This window comes from Leptospira stimsonii, assembly GCF_003545885.1.
GTDB lineage: Bacteria > Spirochaetota > Leptospiria > Leptospirales > Leptospiraceae > Leptospira > Leptospira stimsonii.
The window spans coordinates 38410-59259 of sequence record NZ_QHCT01000010.1; the positions used below are offsets into that span (position 1 = coordinate 38410).

A 20850-nucleotide genomic window follows, 5' to 3' on the forward strand; every position below is an offset into this window, starting at 1 on the left:
GCTTGTCAATGGAAAAAGTGATCGTATGACTTAAGGTCTTCTCTTGAATGAGAAACAAATCCTTTGAGTGAGAACGTTTCGCATTCTCTTTCGCAGTCTATTGCTTTTCAGGTCTTCGTCTCGAATTGATAACGAAATATATCGTAGTCATGAAAGTCCTTGTCGATATCGATGTTGAGATCGAGAATTTTTCCTTCCTTGATATCGTAAACCCAACCGTGAAGTTGCAATTCGGTTCCCTGACTCCATGCGTTTTGTACGATCGTGGTCATTGAAAGATTATAAACTTGTTCTCTCACGTTGAGTTCCACCAAACGTTGATGTTTTTTATCCTCGTCCAAAATAGAACCGAGTTCTTTCCGATTCATTCGATACACTTGTTTGATATTACGAAGCCAAGCATCGATCAAACCGTGATATTTACCGTCGATCGCCGCCTTCACTCCGCCACAACCGTAATGACCGCATACGACGATATGTTTCACCTTCAATACTTCCACGGAATATTGAAGTACGGACATAAGATTCATATCCGTGTCGATCACAAGATTCGCGATATTACGATGAACAAAAAGTTCACCTGCGTTCGTACCCGTCATTTCATTCACAGAAATTCTACTATCCGAACAAGAGATCAGAAGATATTGAGGAGCTTGACCGAGGGCCAAATTTTTAAAATAATCCGGATTCTGATTTAATTTTTCCTCCACCCAAATTCGATTATTCTCAAAAAGTTTTTGATAATCCTGTTGAGTCACGAGATCGAAAGGCCGGTTTTTGATCTTTTCGTAAGCTGTCGCGACGTCGATGATCTCGAGTTTTATATTTCTTGAAAGTGCGGAAATCTTAAAATCCTCGATGATTTCCAGAATATCCGGGTCGATGTATTTGGATTTCGATCCGTCGATGATCAAATGTGCGTTATCCGCCACTTGGTTGAGCTTATACAACATGCTCGATTTATTCAAAAAGGAAACGTCTTCCGAAAGATCGATACGAACCTCCACTCCGTATGCCTTATCCTTTTTATTGAACTCGTAAGGATTTAGAATGTTTCTTCTCATAATAAAAAAAATCGAAAACGCACAGCCAATCCCGATTCCGATCAAAATGTCCGTAAACACAATGCCGACGATCGTTGCAACGAACGGAAGAAACTGATCCATTCCTTTTTTATACTGCGATTTAAGAATCCGATAATCCGTAAGTTTATAGCCCACGATCAAAAGGACCGCGGCCAAGGAAGCGAGCGGAATTTTAGAGATCCAATCCGGGATCAAAACAAGAGAAAGAAGAATAAAAGCGCCGTGTAAAAATGCCGATAAACGGGTTTTTGCTCCGGCTTGTAAGTTCGCAGAACTACGAATGATAACCGAAGTGACGGGAATACCGCCTAAAATTCCCGAGAATAGATTCCCCGTGCCTTGCGCTATGAGTTCCCGATTTTTAGAAACGATTCTTCTTTCGGGATCAATCTTTTCTATCGCATCCAAATTGAGAAGGGTCTCCAGACTCATCACGACACAAATTTTGATCGCGATCAAGTAAACGGCCTGATTCTTCCATTGCGAAAAACTAGGATAAAACTCGTCGCGGAACAAATCAAAAACGCTTTCCAGTCGAATCGGTTGAATCAAATGTTCCGATCCGACCAAAAAAAGAGGAAACCAAGATGCGACCATTTCGTTTAACAAAATCGAAACGAGAATTGCGATCAGCGATCCGTGCACAAAAAATCTTTTGTGGAGTTGAAATTTTTCCCAAAATAAAATCGCGAAAAAAGAAACGCTAAAAAGAAAAACCGCACCCGGAGTAAACCGAATGAAGGCATTCCAAATTTCAGTAAAAGTATTCTCTCTATCGTTCTGAAAAAAATTAAAATCTCCTTCGTAATCGATATCGTAACCGACCGCATGTGGAATCTGTTTTAGGATAAGTACGATGCCGATCGCGGCCAACATTCCTTTGATCACGGAGGAAGGGAAAAAATTGCTAAGAATTCCCGCTTTCAGAAAGCCTAATAGGATCTGCAAAACTCCCGCAAGACAAAGTGCGAAGAGAAAGTCATTAAAATTTCCTAATGTAAGAATGGAGTCAAGCACGATGACCGCTGGTCCCGCCGAAGGTCCGCTCACGGATAACGGAGATTTACTGATCAAAGAAACGATCAAACCTCCCACCATTCCCGAGATGAGTCCGGCAAGAATCGGCGCTCCGGAAGCGAATGCGATCCCTATACAAAGGGGCAAGGCGATTAAAAAAACCGCCAAACTGGATGAAATATCGTGTTTAACCTGATTCCACGATACGTTACGAGATGAAAAAAATGAATTCATAAAAACTCCCACCGGCTCACCGGCTCATTAATTCGAAATGGATTAAATCGAAGAAAGGGAGGTCTTTTCCGGAGGGGGATTTTCTATTTTAGAATAGATTTGAGGAAAAATAATATCGGAAGAATCGTAATAAGAAACGGTCCCTAAAGGGATACGAAGAACGAAAGAATCATCGGAGGCGTCCAGGTCTTCCAGAGTCAGCTCCGAAGTTTTCTCTTTTTCGCCTTCTTTCGTTTCCGAAGTCTCGCTCGAGGCGGAAAACGGCGAAGCGTTTTTACCTGAATCGATCATCGGAGTCGATAAAATCGAACCGTAAAATATCAAAAAGACGCCGAGAATGGCGCCAATCTTTCTGTATTCCACTGGGATCAATTTTACAATCATATCGAAGAAGAATCCGGTTTTTTCGAAGTTTAAACCGAATTGAAATCCTATTTCTGCCCATTTTTTCAGCAGTGAAGAAACAGACTACTCGAATCGGAAAGAGATTTCCTCAAAATTCGGTCCGGTTCCTTCGGCAAAAAATGGCTCCTTTAAAAAAAAGAAGAAGAAAAACGTCTAAAGATGTTAGAAGCCAACTTTGAATTTCATGAATTCAACAATTGACTTTTTTAAGACCTCTCGAACCTTCTCTTGAATTTCCAAAATTCCTTTGGAAATTATTTCATGACAATTTTGAGTCTTTTCCTTTCCAAAGGAGAGTCGCCCTCCAAGAAGAAAAAATAATTTGTAGATTTGGGAAAGAAGAATCCGTCCTTTAATAACATTATAAGAAACATTATCTTTTTATAATTTGAATATTTAATTTTAATTTACCAAAACACTTCAAAATCAAACTCTCACATAAAACTAAGACAAAACAAGCATGGAATATTTACAAAAAGGCACAAGGGAAATGGACATCATAACGTCCATTGAACAAAAAAATCACGTTCTTTCGAAATATCTTTTTGATAAAGAGCTAACCCTAAAGATCGATCCGTTCGATCAAAAAGCGGTGATAAAGAAAATTTTAGAGGGTGGCGATAAGATCGTAGTCCAACTTCTCAATCCAGAAGACACTTCCGGAGAAAAATCCTTTGTTCTCTATATGATTCTTGCCAAATACATCCAGCTGGAATGTGTTCTCGTTCAAAAACTGGAAAAAGCACACGCGACTCTCAAAGTTGAAAAATTAGCCATAGCAAAAAAGAATAGAGTGCACCAACGTTTTCCCGTAAAACCGGGCGGGGTCTACGTCACAAACGTCATTTCGTCCAAAACCATCATCGAAGCGAATATGTTCAACGTCCCGACGCTCGTCAAAGTGAACTTTGAAGATTATAAAAATCGACTCAAACAACGAAGCAAAGACATCATCAATATCGAAACATTCAAACCGGGCTTAGACAGAAAATTTGAGATCGTTAAAAAATCGCAGAATTTTCTTCTGATCGAAAACACCCTCGATCCGAATTCTTATAAAAATAATTCGCCGGGAAGAATTAATTTTGAGAAGGATGTAGACGATGATCTTTCACCCTACATCAAGCAGTTCAAAGATCAAAAAATTATTTCGGAACTGATTGTTCCCATCATCTATACGAATCATGCGGATGAAAAAATTCCAATCGGTTATATTTGGGTTCAAAGTAAGGAAAAGAATCTTACGGAACAATACGTAGAAGAACTGAAGAACTTATCTCAGGATATGGTAGAGAGAATCAAAGAATCCAATACGGTCAAAACGGCTGAAAGATTCCAAATCCTCGAGGCTTCCCAAGGGGGAATCAAGGTAAAAATCGATAATCCTCATTTGATAGAAACCCTTCCCAAACAAGACGGTTTTATCTTTGATATCTTTTTCCGGATGCAGGCTCCGTTTACGGTTCATGGATTGATTCGTTGGTCTAGAATGGACGAAAACAATCATCTCATTTTAGGAATCGAATTGACCGCAAAATCGGACTTACCCGGCGAAAGAGCTCGTTATGAAAAGAACATTCAACTTCTTAGCAAAGGGCAACTCTGAAGATCTGATAGATCAAAGATAAACCCACGTTCATCTTCGGAATGAAGAGGAATCGTTTCGAAATTCGAATCGATCCCTTTGTTGTCACAAACGGAAACCGATTTCTTATAAAATATTTACGATGAAGGAATTCGAATCTACTACTAAGAAAAAGGGAATCCTCAATATCCAACCATTCGATTCGAAAAAAATTCAATCTCGTATCTCTTCTCCATACGGGTCGAGATATTTGTGATCGTTTCTCCAAGGTTTCATTCCGTGAAACTCGACCCCGCCTCCGTTTTTGGAAGTCAGAATTCTTTCCTTACCTTGGTGTAAGATAACACAACGAACACTTCCGATATCGCTTTGTTCTATATAGCGAGGACTTCCATCGGGATCTCTGTAGATATAAGAACCGATTTGAGTAGAGTCCATTTCTCCTTCCACAAAAATCTCATAGTCATCCAAACGAGTATGAAAGCTGAGTTTCGGATAAGCAACCTTCACCTTACTTCTCAAGGAACGAAGAATCGAATGCTGATGCAGTGGAATTCCATCCCTTAAGAGCGTCACAAACGTAAGAGTCGGTGCCAATGGTTGCGGACGAACCGTTACGATTTCAAGAGACCAATTCTCGGGATCCTTGTCAAATTGAGGAACAAAAGTCCAAAATAATTCCGCGACTCGGTTCGTTCCCCAGATGTGATTGTAATGTCCATTCCCTTTTTTGAATGTAAATTTCTGATTCTTCAGCTGAATCTTTCCGGAAACTTCCGTGAAGGGGGAACTTACGATACTTCTTGTTTTTGGAATGGGAGTTCGATCCAACCAACGAGGAAGATGGCCCGCAGGTTCCAGCTTGTGTTTGAATTCCAAATCCCAACTGAGTGTTTCACCCTTGCCGGTTAGAATTTTCCCCTTCATATGATCCGGACCAACGGATGCGCCGGGGAATTCGATCGATTCGTCTTCGATCTTGATTTTTTGATAAGGAAAGGATTGAACCGCAGTACGATGGTTCTCGGGTTTTCGTACATCGAAGAAGGAAGCCCAGAGCACCGCCGAAGGATATAGACCGGACTTCCCTTTGGGATTGAGGGTCGTATAACGAACCCATAATGCTTGTTTGTTTTCCGGAATAAGAATGACCGCGAACCAGATTTCGAATCTCGGCTTCACGACGCTCGCCGCGAATTTAGTAATAAAGCTTTCTTTTAAGTTCACTGATTACCTACAATCCGGGCGAGTCTTTTTGTTTCGAAAAAATCTAAATTCTACCCTTTCTTCTTTCTTTTAGATACTCGATGACGGCCGGCATCACCGAGATAATGATAATTGCGAAAATTACGATTTTAAAGTTTCTTTTCACAAAATCCAAGTTTCCGAAAAAGTAACCGCCCAGAATAAAAATTGAGATCCATAAAATCGCACCGATCACATTATATGCAACAAATTTAACATAGGTCATGGTCCCGATTCCCGCAACAAAAGGTGCAAAAGTTCTAATAATCGGAATGAATCTCGCGATGATAATCGTTTTGCCTCCGTAAATTTCGTAAAAACGGTGGGCTTTCTCCAAATGTTCCTTTTTAATGAGAGGAATTTTCTCTTTTTCTAATATCCTTTCACCGGTAAAATTCCCGACGGAATAGTTGACCGTATCGCCCAGAATCGCGGCGATGATAAGAAGGACGAGCGTGCTTGTAAGATCCAAAGAACCCCTTGCGATAAAGGCCCCCACCGCGAAAAGAAGGGAATCTCCGGGTAAGAACGGAGTCACGACTAAGCCGGTCTCTGCGAAGATAATTAAGAAAAGAATAACATAGGTTCCGCTTTGATACGTCTGAATGATCGTATCCAAATGCGTTTCCAAGTTCAAAAAGAAATCGAGAAAAAACTTAAGGGTTTCCAAGGTTCCTCCCTTGCTCCAAAAGAGCCAGGTTCACTGTGTTTGAATATTTTAGGATAGAATTTAGAAAGAACCAGACAAGTCAAACGTGTTAAAGCGCTAAAAAAGAAGCCTTTCTTTTCCAGGACTATAGCGGAATATTTTCGTAGGATAGTTGAGTCGGATCGAATTGGAAGAAAGCCCCTTTCGATCCGGTTTGATCCTTGCGTCGAATTCTACTTCGTCTCCGGATTTCAAATTCATGGATAAGAATTTTCGAGAAAGATAAAATAACTGGGAAGGAATGATCGGTTTTCCGGAAATAAGAAGGCAAATATCCTGCAATAAGATTCGAGAGAGTTCCGGATTCTTATGATGAAAAATGGAGACAACCGTGGCGCGAAACCGGGTTCTCTTTCTTGGAAGAATATGGATCGGGCTCTGAGTCATCATTCTTTCTGTTATCCTTTTCTCTGAAGAATTTTCTGAATCAAACTCGTTATCATTTCCAGATGGATCCGATCCTGATCCGAAAAATCGTTCCGCATATCACTATCAACGTCTAAGACGAATTCAACGTTTCCACTCAAGTCAAAACCGGGAACCACGATCTCGGATCGAGACTCGGAACTGCAAGCGATATGACCCGGAAATTTTTCGACATCGGGAACCAAAACAGTCTTTTGAGATTCCCAAGCCGTCCCACAAACGCCTTTTCCTTTCGCGATTCTTGTACAGGCAATCGGACCTTGGAAGGGACCGAGCACGAGCTCCTCGCCTCTTACAAAATAAATCCCGACCCAAAAAAAGCCGAACGTCTGTTTGAGCGCGGCCATCAGATTTGCCAAGTTCGCGATCGGATCCGATTCGCCTTCGACCAAGGAGACGAGTTGCGGAAACAATTCTTCATATTGTTTCTCTCTGGAAAGGCCAGTCGTGATCGTTAAGGATTCAGCCATAAAACGGATCTCTATAAACGCGAAGTAAGAATCGATCTTTCCAAACTTTGATTTTCTTTTTTGAGAAGTACAGCCTTTTTCCGTTTTGTTGGGATTTTCCTAATAAACCGTTTCTCCCGCTTTTGGCAAAAGGGAACGGAGCAAATCGAATTCCTAATCTTACTGGTTTCTTATTTCAATTCAGTTTATCCGATAGAAAGAAAAATAATGAAACAAAGCCGGATGTAATTCCCGGATGTTAGCATTCAAGTCCAAGAACGAGCCGTTTTGGTCCACGGATCGAAACGTTCGAATTCGAATCGTAGCCTATTTTCTACAGTGATTCTTTGATCCGGACCTCGTTGTGAGAAAATCGTTCCACCGCCCTGCGAAACATCCCGGAACCGTAATAACGGGAGGAAAGGATGAAATCAAAAATTCAATACAGCCAGGCTCAGCAAACGGTGATCGAGGAAAACGCCAGATTTGTTCAAGTCGTCGCCGCCGCCGGTTCCGGTAAAACGAGCACGATGGTCGGAATCGTGGATCGAATTTTAAGGGATAAATTATTTCCCGAGGAATCGATCCTGGTCCTCACTTTCACAAAAAAAGCGGCCGGAGAAATTTCAGAACGAATTCGAAAAACGACGGAGAAAGATTTGATTCGAGTCCAGACTTTTCACGCATTCTGTCTTTATGCGCTCGGTCGTTGGCATCCAAGATTTCAAACGCAAAGACCGAAAGTACTCGCGCCGGAGGACAAAAACATATTTTACAGGGAATTTTTAAAACAAAAACGATTCCTGGTGGGGGGAATTCCTTACGAGCTTTTTTGGGCTGAAAACGTAACTTATATAAGGGAGAATTTTCCGGAATTGTTAAAAGAATTAGAATTTTCTTATACACTTTACAAAAAAGAAAACGGGCTTTTGGACTTCGAAGATTTGGTGACCATTTTTTTGGAAGGCCTTCGATCGAAAGAAGAATGGACTTTCCCAGCTAAACGGAATCTTCAAAAGATCTTGGTAGACGAATTCCAGGATACGGATTTGGAACAACTTTCTTTCTTACAAAGTTTATCGGAAAGCGCTTCGATCACCGTAGTCGGAGACGATTCTCAAAGCATTTATTCGTTTCGAGGAGCCACACCCGAACCGTTTTTAAAATTCAAAGATTTCTTTTCGGGAGCCGTGATTCATTTTTTGAATACGAACTATCGCTCCCTACCGGAAATCATTGAAACCTCGGATATTCCGATTCGAAAAAATAAAAATCGAATCGAGAAGAAGGTTCTTCCATCGAGAAAGGGAAAAGCACTTGTGGGAAAGATATTGATGGAGGAAACCGCGGACCTGATTCCGTATCTGATTCGGGCGATTCCTTCTTCAAGAAGAAACGTAAAAATTCTCTGCCGCTCCAACTTCCGAATTGGAGAATATGTTCGTGCCGGAATTCCGGAGGAATTTTTGATGACAATCCACGCGAGCAAAGGTTTGGAATTTCATACGGTTTTCGTGGATCTTTCCGACGGATGGAATGCGAGACCGGATTCGTCCCCCGAGACGATCGAAGAAGAAAGAAGAATTCTTTATGTCGGCCTTTCCAGAGCGGAGGATCGTCTTTTTGTGTTAGGTGCGGCAAAAAGTTCAAGAAGAGAAACGATTGAAAACGAATTTTTCCGTTACTTCAGGAAAATAAAAAGCGTCGATCCGGAAGATTTACTATAAGACTCGTTTCAAATGAATTCTATTTTTTTAATATACTTTTCGTAAAAACCCGGATTCAAAAATCGATTCCGATCCAACGCCGGATTCTTTTTAACTTTGGATTTTCAGAAGGCGGGAAACCGCCTTCCATCACTCTGTCTTCATGGAAGCAAAACGCAGAAACATCCCCGGATCAAACGTAGAAAAGACCTGATAAACCTCCAAACAAACGACTGAACGTTAGATTCTTATTAAACCTTGCATTTTGAAATTTCGCAAAAAAGTTAAGATCGGATTCGGCCCGTATTTTTTTTCGGATCCGATAAGAGACAGAGTATAAGTATTTTAAAACATTCTAAAATGGGGAAGTTTTCGAAACCGGCTCACCAATCGATCGGGAAATAATCCTTTAGGAACTTTCCGCACCAGTGTTTCCCTGTGAGAATTCCGTCAAAAAAAGGATCACAGACCCGCGCGGCACCGTCTACGATGTCCAGGGGCGGTTGGAAATCGTGAAGATCCTGTTTTCTTTGCGAAAGTTCGACCGGATCCTCATCCGTAACCCAACCCGTATCGACTGCGTTCATATAAATTCCGTCTTTCGCAAAATCGCTCGCCGAAGTATGAGTCAGCATATTGAGCGCCGCCTTCGCCATATTCGTATGCGGATGACGATCTTCCTTTTTGAAACGATGAAACTTTCCTTCCATCGCGGAAACGTTCACGATGTGTTTTTGACCCGTATTCTCCCTTCGCATAACGGAGACAAGACGATTGCAGAGAACAAAAGGAGCCACAGCGTTTACGAGTTGGACTTCGAGCATTTCCGAGGTCTGAATCTCACCCAACTTGAGTCTCCAACTGTTCGTTTTTCTGAGATCCACCTGTTGCAAATCCGCGTCCATCTGTCCTTCCGGAAATACCGTTTCCAATTCAAAAGAATTATCATGAGAATACGGAATCTGAGAAAGTTGAGCGGAAGACCTGATTCCCACACCCGGAACCTTGCCGTTCCAACTTACGGGAAGGGCCGTCTCGTTTGCAAGGTTTTGACCTCCGAAAGACGTTAGACGCTCTTTGCAGTCTTGGTGTAATTTCAGAAGGTCGCGAGCTTCGGAAGGTAAATCATGAAATTCGGTCTGCTCCGCTTGGATCAAATGAGCGTAAAAACCTGGAGGCCTTCTGACTGTCTGCGCCGCGTTGTTGATAAGAATATCGAGACGATCGATCGTCTCTTCTATATAACTTGCGAAAAGTTCCACGCTCGGTGTGTGTCTCAGATCCAATCCGAAAATCTGAAGTCGATCAGACCAATCCTTGAAATCCGATTCTTTGGAAAAACGGAGCGCGGCATCGACAGGAAAACGAGTCGTTGCGATTACTCTCGCGCCTGCTCTCAAAAGCATCAAAGTAGAATGATATCCGATCTTTAGACGAGAGCCCGTGATCAACGCAACCTGACCGTGAAGAGACGCGATCTGAAACCTTTTTTTATAATTCAGATCCCCACATTCCAAACACATGGAATCGTAAAAGAAATGAAGTTTCGTATATTCTTTTTTGCAGACGTAACAATTGCGGGGAGATGTGAGTTCGGGAGCGTCTTTGCTCTTCCATATATCCGTTTGATCCGCGATTTGCAAAGGAGCCTTAAAAACGGTCGCGGTCCTTGCGACACGAATCCCGGTCAAAGCCCTCGCCTTTCTCTCTTGCGCTACCATCTCCTTTCTTCTTGAACGTTTGATCGTTTTGTTTCGAATTCGGATTTCATTGCGATCTGGACGTGAAATTTTTCCAGAGACGATCATCAATGCGATTCTTTCTTCTTCGGGAATCGAAGTGAGTAGTTCCGGCTTTTCCGCAAGAGTTTCCAAAAGACGAATACAACGTTGTATCTCTTCCGAACTTGGATTGGCATTCGAGTTATCTTTCGGTTCGTTCATCATTCAGAATACGGTTTAAAAGAGAAGAATCCGATTCTTCTTTCCTTCATTCAACTATACCGAAAAAAAGTGGAGATTGAGCAACTCAATTTCATTGAAAAGAGAAGCATTCTTTTTAGGAATTCTTCTAATATCTTTACTCTCGATTTAAGGAACTTGTAAAAGCGAGTTTATAGATAAAGTAAATCGGATACAAAAGAAGATATAGATTCGGTATCCACCAAGAAAGATCAAAGTCGGAACGAAACCCCCAGAAAGCGACTGCCTGCAATCCGGAAGCGCTCGTTAAAACCAAAGAGATCAATGCGATTCTTTCCCATTCTACACGTTTGCGCTTTCGAAGGTAAAGACTATAAAACCCGGTGAATGAAACGAAAAGATCCAGCGGTAGAAAAGACCAATTCCAATCCATAAGTATCGGATTGTGATAGTCCTTAAAGAGATACGATTCCGGAATCCAATGAAAACCCGTAATTAACCAATAAAGAATAAAGCCGATATCCGTAAAAAGAAAAAGTCCCGGGAGTAAGTTGTTCATTGCTATTTTGATTCGACTTGTCAAAAAATAGTTTCATTATTTGATTTTCTGGAATACATTTTGACGCAATAGGAGTATCCAAATGACAAAGAAAATGTTGATGATCGCACTTCTGATTGGTCTGACCATCGGGGCCGGTCTTATGTATGCGGGCAACGTTCAATCCGGTTGTACTTTCAACGGGAAGAAGCTTTACGGAAAAATTCAAATCGTAACAAGCTTTCCCGATGTTAAAGTACAAGAAGTCACTTCTTTTCCCGATCTAAAAGTGCAAAAGGTAACCTCGTTTCCTGATTCTTGCGGAAAATGGGAAATCGTAAATTCGTTCCCTGATACAAAAGTCCAGATCGTGACCAGCTTTCCCGATATAAAAATTCAATACGTAACGAGTTTTCCGGGAGAAAATTAAAACATACGTTTTCAGAAATCGGATTTCGATTTGCGGAGACTCGATTCTCCGTAAATCGATTTTCACAGGATTCTTTTCTTCACTTCCTAAAATTCTTTTCACCTCTCGATCATTGAATCGAAAGTTCCATCGATGGAAATACGATCCAATAAAGTCTTACGTTTAAAACGAATTTTTGCGGATGAGATCCGCGTGTTCGATCATTTTCGGAAGCTTCCAATTCGGAGCTCGGAAAGTCTTCTCGATCAAAGGTAGAATTACAATCACACCTTTCTTAAGTTAGTCGACGATTCTCGAAAAAGAAAAAAATTCTTTCTTCAAGCCGATAATCTTTGATGACTTCTTCTTTTGCAAAAAGATCCTTGTTACTCCGGATTCACCCGGGTATTTGTGGATCCAAAGAACGTAGAGAACGGTCTAAAACAAGAATCAAAATAGAGTTCGAAGAAGAGATTGGAATGAAAGAAATTATCAATTGGTTATCAGGGTCCAAATCGAGAGACCTTGAAGCGAAAGAATTATTAGAGGAACTCAATGAAAAGTTGATCGAATCCGGAATTCCGGTCTCGAGATTTTTTACAAGCATCCCCACGATGCATCCGGAAGTGATGGTGAGATCGATCATTTGGACGAAAGAAGAAGAAACACAAATGCTATTGATTCCTCACGGTGCATTGAGTGAACCACAATACATCGACAGTCCGATTTACTTGATCCGAGAAGGAAAAAAAGACTTTATCCGTTGTAAGCTGGTTGGACCGGATGCGGACCTTTCTTATCCGATCTGTATCGATCTAAAAGAAAGAGGCGCAACCGATTATTGTATTTTTCCGGCCACGTTCAGCCTCAATGTGGGAAGTGTGGTTTCCTGGACGACACACGCACCGGAAGGATTTTCGGACGAACAGATCGACGCCTTTCGATCCATCTTAAGCGTATTATCCTTACGTCTAGATTTGGAATCCAGAAAATTCGCAGTCAAAGAACTCTTAGAAGTCTATCTCGGACCGAACGCGTCCAAAAGAGTTTTATCCGGAGAATTCAGAAGAGGAACCGGAGAATCCATTTATGCGGCGATTCTTTGTGCAGACTTAAGAGACTTCTCTTCTCTCAGCGAAAATAATTCTCCAAAAAGAATCGTGGAAATTTTGGATCATTATTTTGAACTCACCGCCCAACCGATCCAGGAAGAGAAAGGCGAGATTCTAAAATTTATAGGCGATGCAATTCTTGCGATCTTTCCTGCGAAGGAAGATCCGTATCAGGCGTGTTTGTCCGCGCTCAATGCCGCAATCAAAATTAAGAATTCTGTAAAACTCTGGAACCAGGAACACCTGGATACTCAAATTCATCTGGGAATGGCGCTTAACGTGGGTGATGTCGTCTATGGAAACGTGGGAGCGAAAGATCGACTGGATTTTACGGTGATTGGGAACGCGGTCAATCAAGCATTTCGAGTAGAGTCGCTTTGCAAAGATTTTGGAAAGAGCATTTTAACCACGGAAGACTTCGCTGAAAAAATCGGAAAGGATCAATTTGAATTTCTCGGCGCTCGAAACCTAAAGGGAATCACGGGAGAGAGAAATATATTTTCTCCGAAAGAATGAAAACGAACGGACAATCATAGATTTGATCCGATGATAGCAGACTTCGTTTTGGAAGGAACGAAGTCCGAAGAATACGATCCGATTTTTTTCTCAGATAGATCCGGAGACTTTGTATGAATCGAGATTCAACTCATCGACTAAAAGTTTCTCGATCGCTTTTGCATGAACGGAATCGTCGACTTTATCAAGAATTAAGATTTCCTTACCGTCATCCAAAACAAAACAAACCGAGTATGTATAATGTTCGGAGCTACTGTCCGAAGACAGCACAAGAATCGATCAATATATTCGTAGAATTGAAAGAATAATGAATCGAAGTATAGAGTATATATCCCGGAATCAATAATCCTGGAATGAACCAAATCGGATTTTGATAAATTTCGAATTGGACCAAGTCGAAAAGAATCGTGATTAAAAAAAACAGTGAGATAAAAATTCCGAGAAGAGAGAAGAATTGAAAACGATCGTAAGAATAGAGGACTTTGTTTCTTTTTCTCTGAATCGTTAACTGATCGGGTACAATGCTTCTCATGGAAAATGACTGAATTTGAATCGATCATTCATACGATCGAATACGCGTTCTCTGACAAGCGAAAAGTGAGAAAGTCAAGGGATTCTTCATTTGTCGGAATTACGACAAAATCCGAAAAATCGGAATTTCTCCAAAAAGAATCTTACGATCCTCGGAAAAATATTTTTCGCTCGTTCCTCGATCAAGTTCTCTCCGTCGAAACAGTGGCTTTTACCGTCTCCGTGTGTTGCGGTTCTACCGGGAGAACGTCACTGAAAAGCGTTTTAGAAAATTTATACGAAAGAACAAAAACACCTAAGTTCGCACAATCAAATTTCGTAATATAGAAAATTCTTCCAAAACGATCCCTCAATCGAAGATCGGCATTATATCCAGAAATTTGAACTCTCCATCCATGGTAAATTGGAATCAACGTACAAAATCGTTTTCCATTCTCACAAAAACAATCGATCAAAACGGAAGAATCGTGTTCCATCAGTCCATTCATTTTGGATGACGATTCTTCCGTAACGGATCTAATATTTCTTACTGTTCGATGTATTCCGTGTAACAGTAGCGTCCCGGACCATCCCCCCAACAGACCGTCTTTTTAGTGACTCTCGGCGGCTTCGGAAGCGCTGACTCGATTCCATCCAATAAACTCGCCGCGCTCTTTTTATCGGAATCGTATGAGAAACGTTCTACGATTACGTAAGCGTTCTCAGGATCTTCGATTCGATTTCGAAGTGAGGTGAGCGCTTTGATTTTATCGCTCGAAAAACTGAATAGGTCCATCAACTCGGCTACCTGGGTCGCAGTAAAAGTCGCTCTCGATGCCTCTGATCTTAAAACAGACAATTTACCATCGGAAAAGCCTTCCTTCTCGATCCTAACTTTAATATTTGTAAAAGTCGTTTGATTCGCCGCAAATAAAGAAAAATTCACAACAATCAAAGCCAATAGAAACGATACCTTATTAAAAAAAAGATTCATCTTATCCTCCAAGATTCTTCTATAAAAAAGGAAAGAAAAGAGCATAGCTCGTGCCTATGCGGTTCTTTCCGAAAAAACGTAAGTAATCCGTCATAACAGCCCGGATTTTCTTTTACAAGGATCGAAGCTCGTAACAATATTAGGGTATTCTACTTTTTCAAAATATTCACTCGTGACAAAGAATGAAATCATTCGAGTCAGAAACACCCTGAAGTGACTAAAAAAAGCTTCGTTCAATCTCAATAGAAATTCCGGCTGTATCGGGTTTACTCGACTGTCACTTCACCGTTTTGAATGATAATTTTTTCGCTTCCGGCCGCGCGAAAACTTCCTAAGCCAGAAATCCGAACCGTACATTCACCGCAGATGCTGTTCATCTTTTTTCCGGGATTCAATATTTCGTTGTGCTGAGTCCCTGCATCGTCGTAAGAAATTCTGTAAGAAACCTTATCTTTGTTAACAATATCAACAGAATAGATCGCAGTTGAAACCGTGAACAAAAGAATACTGAGAGTAAATCGAATCATCCAAATCACCTAACCTCAAAAATTTTCGGCTAAACTGTAAAAAGGAATAAATTTAGTCAATAAATTTTTGAACAGAAGGGCCGCACAAGGTGATCGGATTATAAAAAATCAATATCGCATTTTATTTGATATAAAACTAATCGGATATGTCCGCAAAATCCTTTTTGCCTTAGAAAAAATAGGCTGAATCCAAAACGTTGATTGAATCCGGGACATCATCTTAAATTCAAACTAAAACCGGCCAAAAGGCTTTCCTGTTGGATATACCGATGTTTATTTCGGTGAAAGGGGAAACGGTCTGCAAACTCCGTAAGTGAGGTATATAGAAAAGGTTTGTGTTGTAGAAATTTTCCTACCCTTGATAAGACCTAAAATCATTTTGATCCAACATTGATAAGAGAAGATAGGATGAAGAAACAAAAAAGGCGGGGAGTCCCCGCCTTTTTTCTTCAAAATTCATTCTATTTTTTGAATGAACTTTTTATTCAGATTCTCAGATCAACCCGCCGCGTATTGGTCCATTAGAGATTTTGCAATCACTCTCAGTGCCATTACTTCTTCGGCGCCTTCAAAGATAGAGAACACGCGAGCATCCACGAAGTAACGAGAAACGGCGTATTCTTCCGCATAACCCATTCCTCCGTGAATTTGCATCGCTTCTCTGGTCACCCACTCCGCAACTTTGGAAGCATAGAACTTAATCAGAGTCGCTTCCATCTGACCTTTGTGATCGTCCAGAAGTTTTGCGACGTGATTCGAATACTGACGAGAAGCCTGAAGAATCACGGCCATTCTCGCGATCTTGTACTTGGTAAGATTGTATTCGAAAATCGGCTTCTGAAAAACGGCTCTTTCTTGAGCGTAACGAAGAGCGGCTTCCAGAGCGGCTTGCATCACACCGTGAGCGCGGGCCGCGGTCTGAATTCTTCCGCCCGCAAAACCTTCCATCTGGAAGTAGAATCCTTTTCCTCTACCTTCTTCTCCGCCTAACAGGTTTTCTGCGGGAACAAAGTAATTATCAAAGGAAACTTCGAAGGAGTGCATACCGCGATAACCGATCGTTCCGATCGCTTTTCCTTCGATCTTTCCGCCTTCCGGTTGAGTGTAAGAAAAATCGTGACCTGGAAAGCTCGGTTTTTCCGCGAGAAGAATGGAAAGTCCTTTGTGTTTCAAAGAAGGGTCCGCTTCGGTTCTGCAAAGAATGAGAAGAAGATTTGCGTAACCCGCAAACGTACACCAAGTTTTTACGCCGTTGATCACCCAACCACCGTTAGCCGGTTTAGCGGTCACGGAGACTCCGGCAACGTCCGATCCGTAGTTCGGTTCCGTTACCATGATCCCCGCCATTTTTTCTCCGGTTGCAAGAAGAGGAAGCCACTTGTCTTTCTGAGCTTGTGTTCCACCTTTCAAAAGAGCCTTGGACATGATCTCCGGACGAGTGATCAAGGAACCTGCGATTCCCAAACCTCCTCTGGAGAGTTCTTCCGTAACGACGAGCATGGAAAGGTTGTCCGGTTTGTCGTTCGGTTGGATTCCGCCGTAGGATTCGGGAATACAAAGACCGAAACATCCCATATCCTTGAGTCCGCCGATGATGTCTTCAGGAATGATATCGTCGTGTCTATGAACGTGTTCCGCATGAGGCATCACAACGTCTTCCGCAAACTTCTTAAACGTTTCGCGGAACATCTCGTGATCGTCGTCCAGACCGTAAGCTCCGAAGCTACCTTTGGAAACGATCTTTTCCGCGATCTCATTGTAGTTCTCGATCGCCATCGCTTCTTCGAGAAACTTATTGATTTCATCATTAAAAATTCTGGAAACTAAATCGGAAGATTTGATCCCGTATTCAGCGGGACGAGAACTGATTTCGGAACGAACGTGATTCACGGTCTCCGCGGCAAAAACGACCGCCATTTCTTGTTCGAGATCCCCTGTTCCCAAGGAAGAATCCCAAGCATAGTCTACAAACTTTTCTGCGATCTTTTGTTCGGCTGTAAGCCATGCGATTTGATACTGGACGAGCTGGTTCGCGTCCATCTTATCAACGGAAACTTTTCCGTTTACACTGCAACGTACAGCAAGGGCTTTCGTAACGTCCTCAATCACACCTGCGGAGATGGAAAGAGCTTTTTTCGCGGTCGCTTGATCAACGGCGGTCTTGGTTGCGCTCATGGGTTTTTAATCCTGATTTAAAAAATTCGAATCTGATAACTAGAAAATCACGACTTCTCCCCCTGTCATTTGCTTTTTGAGGGACAATCTCAGGAACCGAAGAGGACTTTAAGATCAAAGTCAAAACTTCATTATGTCAGAAAGACAGTAGAGAAATTGTTATTTTGCTTTCCATCGGAGGAATTAGCGAAATCATCGGTATGCTTCGGATGGAAGGTATTATTTGGATATCGAGAAAATAAAAAAACGTTTAGATCAACTCGAAGAAGAAGTCGTTTCTCTCAAAAAAGAAATCGCGACATATTCCTCCAATCCAACCGAAGTGGAAACGATTCAACTTCCCCTTCAAAAAACTTCTTCCGAAACAAAGATAGAAAAGCCGGTTGAGAAAAAGAGGAGTCCCGAATGGGAACTTTTTTTAGGAGGCAATCTATTAGGAAAAGCAGGATTGTTTTCCATTCTTCTTGCGACGATCTGGTTTATCAAATACGCTTTTGATAACCGCTGGGTCAACGAGTCCGGAAGAATCTTGATCGGTATGTCGATCGGATTCGGAATCGCCTTTTCGGGGCTCAGGCTCAACGTCAAGGGATATCGAATTTTACCCGAATCGGTTTTGGGAACCGGATTTTCGATCGTCTATCTGAGCCTGTTCGGCGCGTATCACTACTACGATCTTTTTACTCTTTCGGAAACGTTTATCTATCTTACTTTTCTGAGCGTCTTTTCTTCCGGACTGGCCTATTGGATCCGTAAAGAAATTCTTTATATTTTCGGATTGATCGGATCCGTATTGTCTCCCGTTCTAATCTCACAAGGCGAGAATTCCTATCAATTCTTATTTGGATATTTACTCTTTTTGAATATTCTGCATTTGTTAATTTCCAGAAAGTCGCCCTGGATCATTTCCTCTTTTGTGCTGTTGATCGCAAACTTCACTCTCTATACCTTCTGGTCAGCGGAAAACATTTACCAAAGCGGTTTCACAATTCCGTTTTCATTTATCAACGTTTCGTTTTTTCTATTTCTCTATGGGAATTTTTTCTTCTTTCCCCGGTCGCTCGATCGGCTGGAAGAATCGGGAAGTGTCTTTCCGAATCTAAATTCTATCTTGATGCTATTTTTCCAGGTGACCAACGCCCTTTTCTTCGGTTATAGCGGATACTATCAATTGAATAAATTTTATCCGAATCTAACGGCGCATTTTTTTCTTTTTGGCGCGCTTCTTTTCGCGATCATGATCGATCGTTACGGAAAAAAATCGGACCTCTTATCGCCTCGTGCCCGGGACAATTTCGAGACGATCAATCTTTGTCTTCTCTTAGGATTTACATTCGCCTCTTTGACCGATTTTTCCGAAGGAAGTTGGCTGACATTTTCCTGGATCATGCTCGCGGGTATTGTCTCGATCTTGGGAGTAAGTTTGAAGAAGACCTCCTTTCAGTTTATTTCGATCGGAATCTGGTTCGTAGCCTTGTTCAAACTCTACTTTCTAAATCAGATGGAAGACTTAGATAGAATCTTTCTTCTCAACGAAAGATTCGCGCTCTATGTCCTTGCTTCTTTATTTCTTTTTGCAACGTATCAAATTCGAAAAAGCGAAACCGTTTTTTGGTTCGAAAGAGGATTCATTTATATGGGAATTATCACTTTAATTTGGGGAACGATAATCGACGTTCACTACGCGGTTCACGACGAACACTATAGAAATTTAGGTTTTTCTTATGTTCTCGCGTTCTACGCTTCGGTCTTTCTTTTTGTAGGATTTCGATATTCTTTCAAATCCTTCCGGATCGTCGGAATCGCAGTCGCGTCCGTCCTGGTCGCAAAATTATATTTTTATGATATTTGGACGATGAGCATCATCGTAAGAATCATCGCGGGTTTTACGCTCGGAGTCGGATTCTTTTTAGTGAGCCTTTTTTATCAGAAATTTAAGGAAAAACTCTCTATCGCAAAAAATTTTACTGGTTTGACGCTGATTCTTTTTGTAATCGGCGTTTCTTCTTCGCTTACACCTCTCTCCGCAGAAGCGATCAACACAAAGGGTTATAAATATTATAAAGACATTCAAATACCGAAGATAGAAAAACAAAAAGACGAAGAAGCAGGTTTCTACGGAAAGATAAAGTTAGACGAAGACATCGTAAGACATTCCGGAGTCAACGACAGGAGGATCGTTCAAAACGGCAAAACGATTCCCTTTATCACTCGGAATACGATCGAAGCATCCAGCGAAGGCGGAGAATCCGTTGCAAAACTTCTTTTTAAAGTTAAGAATGAAACGGGCAACGTCTACGTTTTAAAACTTCCGAAGGCTCCGGCGAAAACTCACTACACTTCGATTCTCGCACTTGGACCTCCGGAATATGAAGTAAGAGGAACTATTTATTTAGGAAAGAATCCGGAAGACCGAGGAACCGAATCGAGTTTTACTATTTACAGCTATCAAGGAGGAGAAGCCTCCAACCAGATTCAATTCGAATCCGATGAAGAAATAACTTACGTTCGTATTGAAACGGATTCGGAAGCAAATTTTACATTTCCAAAGGCGATTTACAAACCGATCCTGGAAAGAGTTGAGTTTAAAAAAGATATAGAAAGATCCGATTTAGAATTCGGTTTCAACCCGGATACAAGATCCACAGTGTTCTATTATAAAAATCCGATGAAAGTTCCGATTCACAGGGTCGTCCTTCACTTAAAGGAGGAAAAATACAATCGAAACGTAAAAGTATTTTTCAAGGACAACTCCAAAGAATTCAGTCTCCTAACCGAGAATAGTATTTTAAAAAAACCGAATATTCCTTCCGAAACGAATTTCGTCTTCACCGATCCGATCGCCTCGGAACTGAAATTTGAAATCTTCGACGGAGACGACCCTTCCCTAACGGTCGAACGTGTGGAAATTTTTATTCTTCAAGAAGAAATCGTATTCCCTTTGGAAATAGAGGAAGAGGAAAATCCTACTTCCCAAACGATCCGAATCTATTACGGAAATCCGTACGCTCAGCCACCCGAGTTCGACTTTGCAAAGACGTTCACGGAAACTTCCCTTCAAAAGGAAGTCTTTATCAAAGAGGAAAAAGAAAACGAGAATTTCGGATATTCGATCGGAGAACCTCCGGTTTCCACATGGATCATCCGAGCTTTTTTCTTTTTAGGAATTCTGATCTTAGCCTTTTTGACTTACAGAATTTTTCGCACGAAGACGGTTACGGCATAAATATTTCCGGACGCAGACTTCAACCGCGTTCGGGCGAAATGCCGATACATGTCTCTACTT

18 protein-coding genes are annotated in these 20850 nt (G+C 41.5%); 5 read left to right on the top strand and 13 right to left on the bottom strand.

Features of this window, described 5'->3' with window-relative positions:
• Positions 1–107 precede the first annotated feature (107 nt).
• Together DLM75_RS21705 and DLM75_RS21710 are read right to left on the bottom strand one after the other, a co-directional pair.
• Positions 108–2336, bottom strand: coding sequence for a carbonic anhydrase (locus DLM75_RS21705; RefSeq protein ID WP_118970599.1), 2229 nt, complete (start codon positions 2334–2336; stop codon positions 108–110).
• Between the two features lie 42 nt (positions 2337–2378).
• Positions 2379–2720, bottom strand: coding sequence for a hypothetical protein (locus DLM75_RS21710; protein ID WP_118970600.1), 342 nt, complete (start codon positions 2718–2720; stop codon positions 2379–2381).
• A gap of 481 nt (positions 2721–3201) precedes the next feature.
• Here DLM75_RS21710 and DLM75_RS21715 point away from each other — a divergent pair, with 481 nt between their 5' ends.
• Positions 3202–4347, top strand: a complete 1146-nt coding sequence (locus DLM75_RS21715; RefSeq protein WP_118970601.1) for a DUF1577 domain-containing protein — start codon at positions 3202–3204, stop codon at positions 4345–4347.
• 192 nt (positions 4348–4539) lie between these two features.
• On the opposite strand, the gene DLM75_RS21725 is transcribed toward DLM75_RS21715, so the two are convergent.
• The 4 genes from DLM75_RS21725 to DLM75_RS21740 form a co-directional block, all read right to left on the bottom strand.
• Positions 4540–5553, bottom strand: coding sequence for a hypothetical protein (locus DLM75_RS21725; RefSeq protein ID WP_118970603.1), 1014 nt, complete (start codon positions 5551–5553; stop codon positions 4540–4542).
• 43 nt (positions 5554–5596) lie between these two features.
• Positions 5597–6241 (bottom strand): DedA family protein, encoded by a 645-nt coding sequence (locus DLM75_RS21730; protein WP_118970604.1) that lies wholly within the window; start codon positions 6239–6241, stop codon positions 5597–5599.
• A gap of 96 nt (positions 6242–6337) precedes the next feature.
• A complete protein-coding gene (locus tag DLM75_RS21735) occupies positions 6338–6670 on the bottom strand; it encodes a hypothetical protein (RefSeq protein ID WP_118970605.1) in 333 nt (110 codons plus the stop codon).
• An 8-nt stretch (positions 6671–6678) separates the two neighbouring features.
• The gene (locus DLM75_RS21740; protein ID WP_118970606.1) at positions 6679–7176 is read right to left on the bottom strand and encodes a GAF domain-containing protein; all 498 of its coding nucleotides are present in this window, start codon (positions 7174–7176) and stop codon (positions 6679–6681) included.
• Positions 7177–7580: 404 nt separating this feature from the next.
• Here DLM75_RS21740 and DLM75_RS21750 point away from each other — a divergent pair, with 404 nt between their 5' ends.
• Entirely contained in the window at positions 7581–8882 is a 1302-nt protein-coding gene (locus DLM75_RS21750; RefSeq protein WP_118970608.1) for a UvrD-helicase domain-containing protein, read from the top strand.
• Between the two features lie 362 nt (positions 8883–9244).
• Here the strand turns inward: DLM75_RS21750 and DLM75_RS21755 are convergent, their stop codons facing one another.
• On the bottom strand, positions 9245–10804 hold the full coding sequence (locus DLM75_RS21755; protein WP_118970653.1) for an SDR family NAD(P)-dependent oxidoreductase: 1560 nt from the start codon (positions 10802–10804) through the stop codon (positions 9245–9247).
• 136 nt (positions 10805–10940) lie between these two features.
• Positions 10941–11342: a DUF5360 family protein gene (locus DLM75_RS21760; protein WP_118970609.1), complete on the bottom strand. Its 402-nt coding sequence runs from the start codon at positions 11340–11342 to the stop codon at positions 10941–10943.
• A gap of 82 nt (positions 11343–11424) precedes the next feature.
• Here DLM75_RS21760 and DLM75_RS21765 point away from each other — a divergent pair, with 82 nt between their 5' ends.
• Entirely contained in the window at positions 11425–11751 is a 327-nt protein-coding gene (locus tag DLM75_RS21765; protein WP_174715105.1) for a 7(1) septoil knot domain-containing protein, read from the top strand.
• A gap of 458 nt (positions 11752–12209) precedes the next feature.
• Positions 12210–13358, top strand: a complete 1149-nt coding sequence (locus tag DLM75_RS21770; RefSeq protein WP_118970655.1) for an adenylate/guanylate cyclase domain-containing protein — start codon at positions 12210–12212, stop codon at positions 13356–13358.
• A 90-nt stretch (positions 13359–13448) separates the two neighbouring features.
• On the opposite strand, the gene DLM75_RS24150 is transcribed toward DLM75_RS21770, so the two are convergent.
• The 5 genes from DLM75_RS24150 to DLM75_RS21800 form a co-directional block, all read right to left on the bottom strand.
• Positions 13449–13628 carry a hypothetical protein gene (locus DLM75_RS24150; protein ID WP_147456683.1) on the bottom strand — a complete coding sequence of 60 codons (180 nt, stop codon included), beginning with the start codon at positions 13626–13628 and terminating at the stop codon, positions 13449–13451.
• The gene (locus tag DLM75_RS21775; protein ID WP_118970610.1) at positions 13609–13890 is read right to left on the bottom strand and encodes a hypothetical protein; all 282 of its coding nucleotides are present in this window, start codon (positions 13888–13890) and stop codon (positions 13609–13611) included. Before DLM75_RS21775 ends, DLM75_RS24150 begins: the two co-directional genes overlap by 20 nt.
• A 525-nt stretch (positions 13891–14415) precedes the next feature.
• Positions 14416–14862 carry a proline and serine-rich protein 1 family protein gene (locus DLM75_RS21785; protein ID WP_118970656.1) on the bottom strand — a complete coding sequence of 149 codons (447 nt, stop codon included), beginning with the start codon at positions 14860–14862 and terminating at the stop codon, positions 14416–14418.
• Between the two features lie 266 nt (positions 14863–15128).
• Positions 15129–15389 carry a hypothetical protein gene (locus DLM75_RS21790; protein WP_118970612.1) on the bottom strand — a complete coding sequence of 87 codons (261 nt, stop codon included), beginning with the start codon at positions 15387–15389 and terminating at the stop codon, positions 15129–15131.
• A 498-nt stretch (positions 15390–15887) separates the two neighbouring features.
• Entirely contained in the window at positions 15888–17564 is a 1677-nt protein-coding gene (locus tag DLM75_RS21800; RefSeq protein ID WP_118970614.1) for an acyl-CoA dehydrogenase family protein, read from the bottom strand.
• A 223-nt stretch (positions 17565–17787) separates the two neighbouring features.
• Here DLM75_RS21800 and DLM75_RS21805 point away from each other — a divergent pair, with 223 nt between their 5' ends.
• Complete coding sequence (locus tag DLM75_RS21805) at positions 17788–20790, top strand: DUF2339 domain-containing protein (RefSeq protein WP_118970615.1); 3003 nt, start codon at positions 17788–17790, stop codon at positions 20788–20790.
• Positions 20791–20850: the final 60 nt, after the last annotated feature.